This window comes from Alkalicella caledoniensis (genome assembly GCF_014467015.1).
Lineage (GTDB): Bacteria > Bacillota > Proteinivoracia > Proteinivoracales > Proteinivoracaceae > Alkalicella > Alkalicella caledoniensis.
The window spans coordinates 3,155,795-3,171,086 of record NZ_CP058559.1; the positions used below are offsets into that span (position 1 = coordinate 3,155,795).

General features: G+C 36.0%; 15 protein-coding genes. 11 read left to right on the forward strand and 4 right to left on the reverse strand.

The genetic code is table 11. The features are described 5' to 3' along the window. Positions 1–32: 32 nt before the first annotated feature. Entirely contained in the window at positions 33–854 is an 822-nt protein-coding gene (speD, locus tag HYG86_RS15340) for an adenosylmethionine decarboxylase (protein ID WP_213166443.1), read from the reverse strand. A 187-nt stretch (positions 855–1,041) separates the two neighbouring features. Between speD and HYG86_RS15345 the strand changes: the two genes are divergently transcribed. The 5 genes from HYG86_RS15345 to HYG86_RS15365 all read left to right on the forward strand — a co-directional run bounded on the left by HYG86_RS15345 (position 1,042) and on the right by HYG86_RS15365 (position 5,388). Beyond that, complete coding sequence (locus HYG86_RS15345) at positions 1,042–2,403, forward strand: MATE family efflux transporter (RefSeq protein ID WP_213166444.1); 1,362 nt, start codon at positions 1,042–1,044, stop codon at positions 2,401–2,403. A gap of 180 nt (positions 2,404–2,583) precedes the next feature. After that, on the forward strand, positions 2,584–3,099 hold the full coding sequence (locus HYG86_RS15350) for a flavin reductase family protein (protein WP_213166445.1): 516 nt from the start codon (positions 2,584–2,586) through the stop codon (positions 3,097–3,099). 399 nt (positions 3,100–3,498) lie between these two features. Beyond that, positions 3,499–3,705 carry a PLD nuclease N-terminal domain-containing protein gene (locus tag HYG86_RS15355; protein ID WP_213166446.1) on the forward strand — a complete coding sequence of 69 codons (207 nt, stop codon included), beginning with the start codon at positions 3,499–3,501 and terminating at the stop codon, positions 3,703–3,705. A 5-nt stretch (positions 3,706–3,710) separates the two neighbouring features. After that, positions 3,711–4,640, forward strand: a complete 930-nt coding sequence (locus tag HYG86_RS15360) for an ABC transporter ATP-binding protein (RefSeq protein WP_213166447.1) — start codon at positions 3,711–3,713, stop codon at positions 4,638–4,640. After that, a complete protein-coding gene (locus HYG86_RS15365; RefSeq protein ID WP_213166448.1) occupies positions 4,627–5,388 on the forward strand; it encodes a hypothetical protein in 762 nt (253 codons plus the stop codon). The genes HYG86_RS15360 and HYG86_RS15365 overlap by 14 nt, the downstream gene beginning before the upstream one ends. A 156-nt stretch (positions 5,389–5,544) precedes the next feature. On the opposite strand, the gene HYG86_RS15370 is transcribed toward HYG86_RS15365, so the two are convergent. Then, entirely contained in the window at positions 5,545–7,083 is a 1,539-nt protein-coding gene (locus HYG86_RS15370) for a stalk domain-containing protein (protein ID WP_213166449.1), read from the reverse strand. Between the two features lie 104 nt (positions 7,084–7,187). Continuing rightward, entirely contained in the window at positions 7,188–7,805 is a 618-nt protein-coding gene (locus tag HYG86_RS15375; protein ID WP_213166450.1) for a class I SAM-dependent methyltransferase, read from the reverse strand. A 213-nt stretch (positions 7,806–8,018) separates the two neighbouring features. Between HYG86_RS15375 and HYG86_RS15380 the strand changes: the two genes are divergently transcribed. Both HYG86_RS15380 and HYG86_RS15385 read left to right on the forward strand, forming a co-directional pair. Further along, positions 8,019–8,618, forward strand: a complete 600-nt coding sequence (locus HYG86_RS15380; protein WP_213166451.1) for an SIR2 family NAD-dependent protein deacylase — start codon at positions 8,019–8,021, stop codon at positions 8,616–8,618. A 14-nt stretch (positions 8,619–8,632) separates the two neighbouring features. Next, positions 8,633–8,851 (forward strand): DUF1653 domain-containing protein, encoded by a 219-nt coding sequence (locus HYG86_RS15385; RefSeq protein WP_281391287.1) that lies wholly within the window; start codon positions 8,633–8,635, stop codon positions 8,849–8,851. Between the two features lie 47 nt (positions 8,852–8,898). Here the strand turns inward: HYG86_RS15385 and HYG86_RS15390 are convergent, their stop codons facing one another. Beyond that, on the reverse strand, positions 8,899–9,396 hold the full coding sequence (locus tag HYG86_RS15390; RefSeq protein ID WP_213166452.1) for a nitroreductase family protein: 498 nt from the start codon (positions 9,394–9,396) through the stop codon (positions 8,899–8,901). A gap of 72 nt (positions 9,397–9,468) precedes the next feature. On the opposite strand from HYG86_RS15390, the gene HYG86_RS15395 reads away from it, so the two are divergent. From HYG86_RS15395 to HYG86_RS15410, 4 genes are all read left to right on the forward strand, one after another. Beyond that, a complete protein-coding gene (locus HYG86_RS15395; protein ID WP_213166453.1) occupies positions 9,469–10,416 on the forward strand; it encodes a D-2-hydroxyacid dehydrogenase in 948 nt (315 codons plus the stop codon). A gap of 79 nt (positions 10,417–10,495) precedes the next feature. Then, positions 10,496–11,662 carry a MalY/PatB family protein gene (locus HYG86_RS15400; protein WP_213166454.1) on the forward strand — a complete coding sequence of 389 codons (1,167 nt, stop codon included), beginning with the start codon at positions 10,496–10,498 and terminating at the stop codon, positions 11,660–11,662. Between the two features lie 114 nt (positions 11,663–11,776). After that, complete coding sequence (locus HYG86_RS15405) at positions 11,777–12,268, forward strand: peptidylprolyl isomerase (RefSeq protein WP_213169321.1); 492 nt, start codon at positions 11,777–11,779, stop codon at positions 12,266–12,268. Positions 12,269–12,810: 542 nt separating this feature from the next. After that, the gene (locus tag HYG86_RS15410) at positions 12,811–15,279 is read left to right on the forward strand and encodes a heavy metal translocating P-type ATPase (RefSeq protein ID WP_213166455.1); all 2,469 of its coding nucleotides are present in this window, start codon (positions 12,811–12,813) and stop codon (positions 15,277–15,279) included. The last annotated feature ends 13 nt before the right edge of the window (positions 15,280–15,292 follow it).

Here is a 15,292-nt window from a genome sequence, read left to right on the forward strand (position 1 = left end):
GCACAAAAAAAGACGAAGGTGAGCCTTCGTCTTTATACTTTAATTACATTTCGTCCATAGAAGATATCATTCATTTCTTTTTTCAAGCGATGTTTAATTTTTCTTCTTTCTGTGGGAGACAGTTCTTTTTTGCTTACACCGAAAAGATAGTCATCTAGGTCAAACTTTTTAAGTATCATTTTTGTATGGAAGATATGTTCTTGGTAGATATTCACATCTATCAACTGATAACTATCCCTAGTAGCTGGATCAATATAATTTTGGATGGAATTGATTTTATGATCGATAAATAGTTTTTTGCCATTTACATCCCTTGTAAAACCACGCACCCTATAGTCGATAGTCATGATATCTGAATCAAAGCTGTGGATAAGGTAGTTTAATGCCTTTAGTGGTGAAATGTGGCCACATGTAGAAACATCAATATCTGCTCTGAAGGTACTGACACCTTGGTCTGGGTGACTTTCTGGGTATGTGTGGACGGTTATATGACTTTTATCTAGATGTCCAACTACTGACCCGGGCAATGGGCCTGGGCTTTCTGATTCATTTAGCTCTTCAGGGGGTTTATCTGAATAAACTCCTTCTTCAGATACTAACATTGTTACTGATGCACCTTGGGGCTCATAATCTTGTTTAGCTATATTAAGAACATTAGCACCTATGATGTCAGCAACATTTTTTAGGATGTTTGTTAATCTTTCGGCACTATATTCTTCATCGATGTACTCAATATAGCTTTTCTTATCTTCTTCAGTTTTAGCGTAACAAACATCGTAAATATTAAAACTCAGGGTCTTCGTTAAATTATTAAAGCCATATAATTTCAGCTTTTTAAAGTTTTTGATCTTCATGATTTTAACAACCTCCTACATAACTTACTCTTTTTATTATTCCTAATGCTAAAAAATATAATCTTTGTTTGTTAATGAAAAAGATAGGAGACTGATTCTATTTAAAAAAATAAAGGAATTGAGGTCAAATAATCGAATAGATAATACTGTAGACTAAATATAATATAATCGAAAGAAGGAGATGCAATTGAATTTAACAAACGGACCCTTAAAAAAGGCCGTAGTTGTTTTAGCCATTCCTGTGGTGTTGAGAATGACCTTACAGATGGTTGTGGGAATGGTGGATTTGGCTTTGGTGGGTCGGCTGGGAAGAGAGGCTACTGCGGCAGTAGGACTTGGCAACCAATTGGTTATGATAACAATAAGCGTAGTTACAGCATTTACCATAGGAACCACAGCGCTGGTGGCTAGATTTTACGGAGCAGGCGATAAAAAAAGCGCAGCTGACGCTGCAAGGCAATCTATTATTTTAAGCTTTTTATCAGGAACGGTTTTAGCAATTTTCGGTGTAATATTTGCTAAACAGTTGATTTTGTTTATGATGAGTTTTTCTGAGACTATAAATTATGAAGTTGTTGATTTAGCAACAGGGTATCTTAGAATAGTGTTTTTTTCTTTACCTTTTATGTTTGCTATGATGAACACAAATGCCATATTACAAGGGGCAGGGGATATGAAGACACCCCTTTATATAATGATATTTGTAAATCTATTCAATATAGTGGGAGATATTGTGCTTATCTTTGGATGGGGAATCATACCTGCCTTAGGTGTAAATGGGGCTGCACTAGCAACAGGGCTTTCCCGTACCTTTGCAGGTATAATTGGTATGGTGGTATTGTCAAAGGGCAAAGGGTTGGATGTAAATCCTTTTAAATTGAATTTTGACATGGTCATTATACGGGATATACTGAAAATAGGTATACCCTCAGCCTTTGAACAAATTTTTAGACAAAGTGGGCAGATGTTATTTACCATGTTTGCTGCAGGTTTAGGTGACGTGGCCATGGCAGCCAATCCTATTATTATGAAGGGGATGTCCATGTCCTTTATGCCTGGATTTGGTTTTGGCTTAGCGGCAACCACCATTGTTGGACAGAATTTAGGTGCAAATAAACCACAGAGGGCTAAAGAAGGTGGTTTTGTAGCTACGAAAATGGCCCTTATATTTATGTCAGGTGTGGGGTTACTGTTTTTCTTTTTCTCAAGCTATATTGCAGCTTTTTTCACTCCAGACCCTGAAGTAAGAGCTGTGGTTGCTCAATGTCTGAAGATATTGGCTGTGGCACAACCGTTCCTGGCTTTCGTAATGGTTCTTGCGGGAGGACTTAGAGGAGCTGGAGATACAAAATATGTACTTTGGATAACCCTGGCAGGAACGTGGGGTATGCGTGTTGTAGCAGCCTTTATTCTATCTCGTTTTTGGGGAATATATGGATTGTGGTACGCCATGGTACTTGATAATATTGTAAGGGCTACCCTTATGACATTACGATTTAATGGAGGTAAATGGCAAGAAATAGAGGTAGGAGAGAAAATGGTAGCTTGAGTTTAGCGTACCCAAGCTAGAGTTCGGTAAACTTTTTAGGTAGAAATATTTTATGTATAGTTATATCAAAAAAAATATTAAATAATATTAATAAACGTTATATTTACATCTTTTAATGCATATAAAGAAATGATATGCTATATATGTATACTTTAGTTTGTTAAAGGAGGCTATAAAAAAATGGGGAAAGTCAAAAATGTTACGTATAGTGAAATGCTTCCAGAATTGATGGAACAATTACCAAAGGGAGCTTTTTTAACTGCTAAATGGCAGGACAAAGTTAACACCATGACCATTGGCTGGGGAACTGTTGGAGTAGTTTGGGGTAAGCCTATTTTCATGATAGCAGTAAGATATTCTAGATATACTTATAGATTACTAGATAATGCACAAGAATTTACAGTAAGTATACCCTTATCCAATAACCTAAAAAAAGAATTAGGTATTTGTGGATCAAAATCAGGCAGAGATATGAACAAATTTGAAGAATGTGGACTAACAATCCAAAAAGGGCAGAAAATCTCTACCCCAGTGGTAGGTGAGTGTGAACTACACTATGAATGTAAAGTTGTTTATCAGCAAGCCATGGAGCCAAAACTCCTACACAACGACATTGATGAAAAGTATTATAAAAATGATGACTTCCATGTTATCTACTACGGAGAGATAGTGGCATCTTACTTAAATGATAAATAGAAGCTAAAGGGGTACAACTTTTCTAAAATAGAGATGCCTTAGCTGTCATTGCTTGATAGTAAAAACTAAAGCAAGTAAGCCATAGCTTACTTGCTTTTACTTTTGCACTTAACACAGGGTTTACCCTTCACTTTTTTAATGGGAGTCTTTTTCAAAGTTTTACCTCTTTTAGCCACAACTATCACCTCCGCCACTAATGTATTATATTAGGAGGTAAGTAGTTTGGTTCACATAATTTAGTTTTAGAGGAATGGTTTAATAAGGACTTTATTTTCTAATGGTAGTTAGTTAACAATTTCTTAATACATTTAATATTGACTCCTTTTGATAAAAGGAGTATTATATTGTTGTGGGTGTACTAGTGATGTATTACACCAAAACACTAAAGGAGGAATCTACATGTTTGAGACTATGCAATTCACTGAAATTTTAAAAATGTTGTTACCAATTATAATAATAGAGTTTGCCCTTAAGGTTTACTGCTTGATTAATTTATTTAAAAATGATGCAAACCATTTACCCAAGTGGGCATGGGCACTAATTATTACATTTGTAAACGTATTTGGACCAGTAGGGTACTTGATTATGGGTAAACGGAGGTATTAAGCAAAATGATTGAAGTAAAAAATCTTGTAAAAAAATATGGCCAATTTGAAGTACTAAAATCCATAGACTTTTCTGTTGATAAAGGTACAGTTTTTGGTTTCCTAGGCAAAAATGGTGTGGGAAAATCCACCACTATGAATATATTGACAGGTTTAATAGGGTTTAATAGTGGAGAAATAAAGTTCGAAGGTCTTGACTTTGTAAAAAATAAAGGCAAAATTATGCAGTCTATTGGGTACCTTACAGAAAACCCTGTTTTCTACGAATACATGACAGCAGTAGAGTATCTAAATTTTATAGCTGAAGTAAGTGACTATGATAAGAAATCTAGATCAAAACGAGTTGACGAATTGTTAGAACAAGTAAAATTAACTGAGGCTAAAAATAGAAAAGTGGGTGGCTACTCACGGGGGATGAAACAACGACTGGGGTTAGCTGTAGCCCTATTTAACCACCCTAAATATCTCTTTTTAGACGAACCAACCTCTGCCCTAGACCCCCAAGGGCGTCTTGAGATGGTGGAACTCATAAGTGACCTTAAGGGCAGAGATATAACAGTATTTCTATCTACCCATATTCTTAGTGATGTTGAAAGGGTTTGTGATGAAGTTAGTATTATGGATAAAGGAAATATTTTGCTTACAAGAAATTTAAAGGATCTACAAAAGGAATTTATACAGCCTATTTTTGATATTACCTTTGAAGAAGAGTGTAATGTCATAGCTGAAACCTTGCAAGGTCTTAGTTGGGTAGAAAATATAAAAAATGTTGATACTCGCAAAATAAGTGTGTATGCAAAGGATATGGATATAGCAAAACAAAATCTAATGGGTGAATTAGTCAAGTTTAAAAACCCAGTAATTAATTATCAAATTAGACAAGGGAACCTTGAAGATATATTTATTAGGATGGTGAACGGCAATGGCATCATTTAAAGCATACCTAAAAAAAGAATTCTTAGAATCCATAAGGACCAGTAGATTTATAATTTTATTGATAGGGTTTGGAGCTTGGGCTATAGTCAACCCGGTAATCCTTAAACTATTGCCTGTTTTACTAGAAGGGCAACTTCCCGTTGAACTCATAGATACCATGGCTATTGATAGGGTTGAAGCTTTAAGGAACTATATGAGTGATTTGTTTAGCCTAGTTAATATATTTATTATATTTACTTTAATGGGTATAATGGCTGATGAAGTTGGTAGACAAAAACTGATGCTACCTTATTCTAAGGGGGTCAACCCAACAGGCTTGGTTCTTGCTAAATCAGTACACTATACAGTAACAGTAATCTTGATGGTATTCATAGGTTTTCTAGTAAATTATTATTACTCTTCTATACTTTTTGATCAAGGTAATATAACTTTAGCAGAAGCTATGAGTTCAGCATTGTTATTTATGGTTTACTTTTCTTTTAATGTTTCTCTTTTGATTTTCATAAGTAGTATATTTAGAAAAGGTATTATTACAGGTGCTATAGTAATGGCAATGAGTTATATGATGCCGCTACTATCAAACATCCAAAGCATTAAGGAATATATACCCTACTACTTAGTACAAAAAGCAGGAGATATAGGTAGTTCATTAGATGGAACTTTACCAGTGATACTTGTAACCATGGGAATAATAGTACTCATGAATATTGCTACTGTTATTAGAATGAAGAATATAGAAGTAGTATAGTAAACTGAAAAGCATAAACTAACTATAAAACCAGCATCTGAACGTATTGAAAATATGTTCAGATGCTGGTTTTTGATTAAGTGTCTTTACTTTTGCGGAGCAAACCTGTTAAAGAAGTTGACCTATCAGCGTAGCTGAACCTGTTGCCACGGGCAACTAATTAGCCCCACCAATTACTTCTAACGCTCTGCGGGCTAAGGTTTGGAAAGCATTTCTCCAGTTTGTAGCACCTGTTATTGCATCTAGTTCATCGGGGTCTTGGCTTTCTAGGAAGGTTTCTTCCATTTCTTGAACTATTGCCAACTGGTCAACATCTGGATAGTTTTCACTCCATCTTTGAAGATATGGCTCATCGAATTTCTTGTTTACCCCATTTCTATAATCACTGAAATTTACATTTGTCATTTCGTCATTGTCAGTGGTTATTAGTAATTGAGGCAGATCTCCCCGTTCACCTTGCTCACCAACAAACACATATATAGTTTCGTAGTCTTGTTCTAACTCTGACTGCTGTGCTTGTAGTATTGATCCTGTGGTTAATCTTTTCATGTTTCTACCCCATGAGGTGGCACCTGTTGTTACATCAACGGTGTTAGGATCTTGGGTAAGTAGCACTTGTCTTTCCCTTTCCTCAATTATTGCTATGGGGTCTACATCCTCGAAGTTACCTCTCCATCTATTGATGTACTCTTCATCTTCACGTTTGCTATTACCCTCTTCATTTACTTCATCATAAGTGAAGCTTGTAATGGTTCCGTTACTAATTTGGTAGGTGATATATGGTGTCCAGCCATTTTGCGCAGGATTACCATATACCTCATAGTCACCATCCACATACTCTTGGCCTATTTTGCTAACCCTGGACTGGGCCATTATAATAGAGGCTAGCTCAGTAAAGTTTCTATAGCTACCGGTGGCACCTGTTGTGACATCAATCTCACTCACTGACTGGGTGCTAACAAGTTGCTCTTCCAACTGGGCCACGAGAGCCAATGGGTCCACATCTGGATATGTATTTTGCCAATTTTGGATATACTGTGGGTCATCTAGCTTTCCTTGATCCTCTTGATTATACTCATTATATTCCGCTGAAGTTATTTGACCATTTTCAATGGTTATATTTACTCTTGGTTCCCAACCCCTTTGGTCACGTCTTCTAACAGCAACATATTCTCCATCTCTAGGAGCTTCACTGTCATCTACTAAAAATACAGCGTTCTCAAAAAGACTTTCGTAGAAATATATATCTAAAAGAGGTGCTATTTCTCTGCCAGATATATAGAATTCATCGTTTAATGTAATTATATTACTTGGGGTTAGATCAGCGTTGTTTTTATAAATTTTAAGCTCTTCTTCACTTTCTTGGATGTCTTCATCTTGATCAGTACCTATCCAAATAGATTGTGTATTTGAGTCATAGCTTACTTCGATATTTAGAGCATTGGCTAATTCTAAAAGGGGCAAATGGATTGCACCTTTATCAAGTATTGGTGTATTTTCCATTTCAACACCTTCTGCATTTAACCAAACGTTACCTTCGAAGGGATCATATTCTTGCTGAGCTTCATCAGCCTGTTCTTGTTCATCGGGTTGTGGGGTTGGGTCTGGGGTAGTATCAGGTGTTCTATTTAAGAAAAATACAGCTAGAGCTATGGCAGCTACTACTCCTATTATAATCCACAAAGTTTTCTTCATATATTTCTCCTCCTTTTAAATAGTGATACTACTATTTTGGGAGAAATAGCCAAATACTATGCAAAAAAATATCAAATAGGATTTTTTTTGCAATTACTTTCTGATTAATCGTTGGCTCCTTTTTTACACACGGCTACCATTAAATAGTATTTTGTATCTGGGTTGGGTATCTCTATTCTCTGATCTATTTGGTGATACATTGTTATGTTCTTGAATGGCTTAAGTATTTCCCAAAACTCTTCCTCGGTGTACTGGTAGACATGAAATGGACAAGAACAAGGTTGATTTTTCCCCCTACCGAAGGGTGTAGATATAACAAGTGTACCATCATCTTTTAAGAGATTATAAAGATTTTGAACAAATTTTTCGTCACCATGAAAATGTTCAATTGTCTCAAAACTTACTATGGTATCAAAAGTCCCATATTTTTCTGGAAGTTCATCACTTAGGCAGTCATCAATGAAATATTTAGTATTAGGGTAGCTGTAGTGTTCTATAGCGTATTCTATTGATCTATGGTCAATATCTACACCCACAAGCTCGTCTATATTTTCATTACCTTCCAATAGGTAGTCTGTTCCATAACCTACACCACATGCTATATCTAACACTCTGCCTTTGCAGAAAGCTTTTGCAAACTCATAACGAGCAATATGCTCAATTAGCATTCCGTTTTCAGGATTCATAACTTTAGGTACTACTCTTTCCCCTGTAAATTTCATTAAATCATCCTTTCTAAACCTATTTAAAAAATTCTAAGTAGTATTATATCAGAAATACAAGTTCACGTGGAATTTGATGGCTCAATTGGAAGTTTGTCAATTGCTAGTGGAACAATATTAAAGAATCTATGAAATTAATAGCTAAATAAAAAAAGGATATAAGTTATAGCTATAGAATAAAAAAATATATATCACAGTTGTCGGAGGGATATTATGTTTAAGATTGCTACCATAACTGGTGCTGGTATTTCCAAAGCTAGCGGGGTCCCAACCTTTGAAGAGAGGGGAGACCTAAGGGATAAATTAAGTAGGGAATTTTTTGAGAGTAGCCCCAGAGAGTTTTATGATATTCTACTAACCATGGAAGCAAAAATCAAGTTGGCAAAGCCCAATGATGCACATCTTGCTTTGGCAGAGTTTGAGGTGCCAATAGTAACTATGAATATCGATGGATTACACCACAGGGCAGGAAGTAGTAACGTTGTGGAGATACATGGCAATCTTGAGAGTGTTTATTGTCACTCATGTAATTTGGATTTTGATTTAAATATAATTAAAGAAAATATAAACTGTCCTGAATGTAGAAGAACACTTGAACCAAATGTAGTGCTGTATGGAGATATGCTACCGAAATTTCATGAAGCCCTTGAGACAATAGGCTATACTGAAAGATTACTGGTTGTTGGTACATCATTTTATACTTCCACAGTGTGTGAACTAGTAGACTGGGCAAAGTTTTCGAATATACCAGTGGATATAATAAATGACAACAGTGAGACTAAGGTTAGGGAGTATTTGAAGAAATATATGTAAAGGGAGGTAATAAAGTGAGACATGACTTAGTAATCGGTGGTATCTATAGACACTACAAAGGGATGGAGTATAAAGTTTTATATATAGCTAGGCACTCGGAAACTGAAGAGGAGCTGGTTATTTATCAATGCCTTTATGGGGATTATTCTATTTGGGCAAGACCGCTAAATATGTTTATGGAAGAAACAATAGTAGACGGTAAACCAGTAAAAAGATTTGCTTTGGTTAAATAAGTATATATTCTTAAAAAATAAAAAAGTGAAGGCACAAGCCTTCACTTTTACCACTTATTATAGTGTACTTTTGCCTCATGGTAGCGATTTGCTGGTTCTTTCTTCTCTGCAGGGTGACCCACAGCGATAAGGTTTAGGGGAATGATACCTTCAGGCAAGTTAAGTAAATTTATAACCTGTTGTTCTAATTTTTCAATGGGGTGAATGCCTAACCATACAGCACCTAAACCCTTCGACTCAGCTGCTAATAAAATATTCTGTGTAGCTGCTGAACAATCTTGTACCCACATTCCTCCATATTCCCCTGACAGATCTCCGCATACAGCTATGGCAAGGGGAGCTTCTAGTAACATCTTAGAGTAAGGGTGAAACTGTGGTACTTTTTCAAGAAGCTCTCTGTCGTCAATGACAACAAATTGCCAAGGTTGCTGATTCTTAGCAGATGGTGCAGCCATGGCAGCTTTCATAAGATATGTAATATCCTCCTGAGATACAGGCTCATTTGTATACTTTCTGATACTTCTTCTAGTAAATATTTCGTTCATAATAATCTCTCCTTCCGTTATGGGAATAATATAGTATAATTATAGTATAAACTAAAAAGGGAGGTAATACCAATGGCAAATGTGTTAATTTATTTAGATTTGACTGAAGAAATTATAGAAAATGTAAAAAAACAGTTTTCCACTGATACAATTATTGTTACATACGAAAGGGAAGATATACCAAAGTATCTAAAGGACGCAGATGTTTTCGTGACGTTCCAATTTACTAAAGAAATGCTTGAAATGGCTTCAAACCTCAAATGGCTTCAAGTAATTAGTGCTGGAGTAGATTCACTTCCCCTTGAGGAGATATTTAAAAGGGGTATTATCCTCACTAATGGTAGAGGTATACATAAAATTCACATGGCTGAATACGCAATGGGTGCAATGATATCTATGGCAAGAAATTTCCCAACTATGCTGAAAAACCAATTAGAAGGTAACTGGGATAGAAGGGTGGACCAAGGTGAAATCCACGGTGCCACTGTAGGGATATTGGGTATGGGAAGTATAGGTGAACAAATAGCAAAGCTTTCAAAGGCTTTCGGTATGAATGTTTTAGGAGTTAAGAGAACACCTGCTGAAATGGATTATGTGGATGAAGTGTACTCCATGGATGATATGGGATTGCTTTTTAAAGAAAGTGACTACCTTATAAACCTTTTACCTACAACCAAAGAGACCCATGAAATTATAGGAAAAAAATATCTGCAAATGATGAAAAAAACAGCAGTGTTTATCAACATAGGTCGAGGCACTACTATGAATGAACCTGAACTTGTAGATGTGCTAAAAAACAAAAAAATTAGAGGATATTTCAGTGATGTATTCTACGAAGAACCACTACCAAAGGATAGCGAACTCTGGAAACTAGACAATGTGGTAATAACACCACATATCTGCGGAGTATCACCCCATTACAATAAGAGAGCCATGGAAATAACAACCCACAACCTAAAAGTCTTCACAACAGGTGAAGGGGAGATGATTAACGTGGTTACAGAGGAAAAAGGATACTAAGGTGTATTTAATTATCAAGCAGGAATCTCTCTGATTTTGGTGAATATGTTTATATATAAATTAGGGAGGTGGAGTGAATATGTACTCTTTTGATAAGATTGAAAGCCGCAGTAAAACTCATTCTATGAAGTGGGATGATCTTGAACAATGGTTCAACTGTAGTGATGTAATACCCATGTGGGTAGCGGACATGGATTTTAAAAGCCCTAATGAAGTAATTGAAGCAGTAAAGGCTAGGGTGGAGCATGGTATTTTTGGCTATGCCGGGGATATAAAACCCTATAATGAGGCTGTTATTAACTGGTTTAGCAATAAATATGGATGGAACATAAATGAAGAGTGGATTTGTATGACAGAGGGTATAGTTTCAGCCATCCATATGTTAATTCAAGGGTTGAGTGAAGAAGGGGATAAGGTATTAATACAAAGCCCTGTTTATCCACCCTTTTATAGGGCAATAAAAAATAACAATAGAGTGCTAGTTGAAAATCAGCTTATATATAAAAATGGTCGCTATGAAATGGATTTTGATGAACTAGATAGGCAACTTGTAGGTGTTAAAATATTTATTTTGTGTAGTCCCCATAATCCAGTTGGTAGAGTTTGGAGCAAAGAGGAACTTTCAAGGGTTGTTGAACTGGCCAAAAAGCATAATACGCTAATCATATCAGATGAAATCCATGGAGACTTAGCTTTTAAAGACAAAGCTTTCACCCCCATGGGGGTTATGGAAGGATGCCAAGACCGCTTGATAGTATGTACAGCCCCTAGCAAATCTTTTAATATAGCGGGACTTCATGCATCAAATATTATAATAAGCAACCAAAGGTTGAGAGAAACATTTAGAGGTATATTGGAAAAAAATGGATCATCTACTAAACCAAATGTCTTAGGTGTGGTTGCTTTAATAGCAGCATATAACCATGGTGAAAAATGGCTAGAAGAAGTTATAAATTATATAGAAGGAAACTTCAGGTACTTAGATGAGTTTCTTAAAGAAAGGATTCCAAAATTAAAGCTTGTGGAAGCTGATGGAACCTATTTAGCTTGGGTAGATTGCTCTCAACTTGGCATTAGGAGTATCGAACTATCTAACTTTTTTATAGAAAAGTGCAAAGTTGGAATGAATCCAGGATATAGCTTTGGAACCGGTGGTGAAAGGTTTATAAGATTAAATCTAGGGTGTTCTAGGGAACTCCTCAAAAGGGCATTGGAGCAGATTGAAGCTGGGGTAAAAGAATTATAAAAAATCAATAAAAGTCCTAGGTGTGGACATATTATAAAAATAGGTGGTATAATTTAGTAATTATAAAAAGAAAGGGTGTATTATGTGAGCAAAAATCCAGTAGTAACAATTGAGATGGAAAATGGAAACATAATCAAAGGGGAACTTTATCCTCAAGTTGCGCCTAATACTGTAAAAAACTTTATAAGCCTTATTCAAAAGGGCTACTATGATGGACTTATCTTCCACAGGGTAATCCCAGGCTTTATGGTTCAAGGAGGATGCCCAGAAAAATCAGGTATGGGTGGCCCTGGCTACACAATTAAAGGTGAATTCACAAACAATGGTTTTGATAATGACCTAGAGCATGACCGCGGTGTACTATCAATGGCAAGAACCATGGACCCTGACTCTGCAGGCTCTCAATTCTTCATCATGGTTCAACGTTCTCCACACCTAGACAACCAATACGCATCATTTGGTAAAGTAACAGAAGGTATGGAAGAAGTTGACAGAATCGTAAGCGTAAAAAGAAACATGCAAGACAAACCATTAGAAGATCAAATGATGAAAAAAGTAACAGTTGATACCTTCGGTGAGGAATACGGCGAAGTAGAAAAAATGTAGAAATACTCGGGGTCAGGCTACAATTATCCAATAATGGATAATTGTAGCCTGACCCCGAATCTTTTTACTTAAATAAGTTAAAAATATTAGAGAGGTGATTATAAATGATTAGCTATACTCTAATGTTTTTAAGCACTGTTGCAATATTGATTGGGTTTGGACTATTTACTTATTATCTTTTGAGGATTCTAAAAAAGAGAAAAAAACAATAGGAAAAGTTATTTACTTAAGAACCTGTTCTTTTTAGAGCAGGTTCTTAAGTAAATCTTTTGGATGGCACAAAAATTGCTTTGTTTAATAGATAGTCTACATATTTAACGAAAAATGGTATGGAAAGTAAAGCAGTCATTAAACTGCAAGAGAAAAGTGTAGCATATGCTACAGAGCTGTATCATATCAAACATTTTCAATAATTTATCCATGTAATGTAAAAAAACACTTGACATTATACCCCTAGGGGGTATAATGTCAATAGAGGTGAATTTAAAAAAGCTAATCTCATAATAAAATAAGTTATCAACTAATATAAAGGGGGCTTAAAGATGTCAAAGAAAAAACTAGTGTTTAAAATCGAAGGTATGACTTGTAGTAGCTGTGCAAATAACATAGAGAAGAAATTAAAATCTCTAGACGGAATACTAACTACCAATATCAACATAGCTACGGAAAAAGGACAAGTTGAATACGACAGTTCTAAGATTGATGAAAAAGCAATTCTCAAAGGTGTAGAAGATGCAGGCTACAAAGGTAATATTGAAGAAGAAAAGAAACAAGAGAAAGTCACACTGAAGGTTCACGGTATGACTTGCACTGCGTGCTCTAGCAGGGTGGAAAAAGCTCTAAATAATATGGATGGGATAATATCGGCAAACGTGAATTTCCCAGCAGAAAAAGTGACCATCGAATATGACTCAAGCCAACTTCGGCTACTTGATATAAAAAAGAAAGTTTCGCAAGTGGGATATGAATTAGACCTTGAAGAAGAAACTCAAGATGATGGTATAGATGAAGATGAGCTTAAAATTAGAAAAACTGCTAGGACCATGAAGATTTCTATCGGTTTATCAACAGCAATAATGGCACTAATGATGGTTCATATGTTTATAACTCCTATACCTGGATATTTCATTATGACCATAGTACTAGGTTTTCCAATTATATTTGGGACAGGATTACATGTCCATAAAGCTAGTTTTAAAGCACTGAAAAACGGAAGTCCAAACATGGATGTACTAGTAACACTGGGATCATTACCACCATATTTGATAGGTTTATTAGGATTTTGGTTCCCAATACAAACTTTTATTGAAATGGCTACTACAATAATGACTTTCCATTTGATAGGGAAGTATTTAGAAGTTCGAGCTAAGGGGAGAGCTTCTCAAGCAATCAAAAAACTTCTGCAAATGGGGGCTAAGACAGCAAAAATCATTGTGGATGGAGAAGAAGTTGAAATTCCAGTGAAAGATTTACAAGTAGGGGATATCATGGTAGTACGTCCTGGTGAAAAAATCCCTACTGATGGGGTTGTTGTTGATGGAAGCAGTTTAGTTGATGAATCAATGGCCACAGGGGAATCAATGCCTGTGAAAAGGGAAAAGGACCATGAAGTTATTGGAGCTACACTGAACAAGCAAGGGTTACTAAAAGTTAAGGTAACAAAAATAGGAAAAGATACGTTTTTATCACAAGTTATTAAAATGGTTGAAGAATGTCAAGGTTCCAAAGTTCCTATACAGGAATTTGCTGACAGAATAACAGGATATTTTATTCCAGCTATTATCATCATTACAGTGGGTACATTTATATCATTTAATATATTCTCAGATTTTCATCTGAGTATAATCGAATGGGGTTCAACCTTTTTACCATGGGTTAACCCTGACCTAACACCACTTACACTGTCATTTATAACTGCAACAGCAGTTTTGGTTATATCTTGTCCATGTGCCCTTGGTCTTGGTACACCTACAGCCCTAATGGTGGGTAGTGGTATAGGGGCAGAGAAAGGCATTTTGATCAGAAATGGTGAAGCTATACAGACTTTTAAAGATGTAAAAGCAATAGCCTTTGATAAAACAGGTACAATAACAAAGGGTAAACCAGAAGTAACTGATTTAGTTATGGTAGAGGGTATAAAGGATACAGACTTCCTATATTATGCCGGTACAATAGAAAAAGGTTCAGAACATCCATTGGCACATGCCATAGTGGAAAAGGCAAAAGAAGAGAAGATTAAACTCGGTGAGGTTACTGAATTTAGCGCTCTTGTGGGTATGGGTGTTGAGGGTATGATAGATGGAGAAAGAGTACTTGTAGGTAACAGAAAGCTAATGTCTGAGAACAATGTTGCCTATGAGAGCTATGAAGAAGAGCTAGTAAGGCTAGAAGAAGAAGCAAAGACTGCTATGCTCTTAGCCAAAGGTACAAAACTACTTGGTATTGTAGCTGTTGCAGATCCAATAAAAGAAGATTCAGCTCAGGCTATTGCTGAATTAGAAAGTATGGGTATCAAAACAGCCATGATCACAGGAGACAATAAGAGAACTGCAGCTGCAATAGGCAAAAAAGTTGGTATCAGTCATGTTATTGCTGAGGTTTTACCTGATGGAAAGGTTGAAGAAGTTGTAAGGCTTCAAAAACAATATACTACAGTTGCAATGGTTGGTGACGGTATTAACGATGCACCTGCACTTAAACAATCTAACGTTGGTATCGCCATTGGAACAGGGACAGATATTGCAATTGAAGCAGCAGACGTAACCCTAGTTAGGGGAGAGTTAACTGGCATTGTATCAGCTATCAAACTATCTAGGGCTATCTTCAGAAAGATAAAAGAGAACTACTTCTGGGCGTGGTTCTACAACGCTGTAGCCATTCCAGTAGCTATGTTTGGTTTACTACACCCTATGATTGGTGCTGCAGCCATGGCTATCAGTTCCCTAAACGTTGTTTATAACTCTCTAAGGCTAAGGAAAGTTAATATAGAGCCGAACTACAAAAAAGCTTAATCTATAATTGACA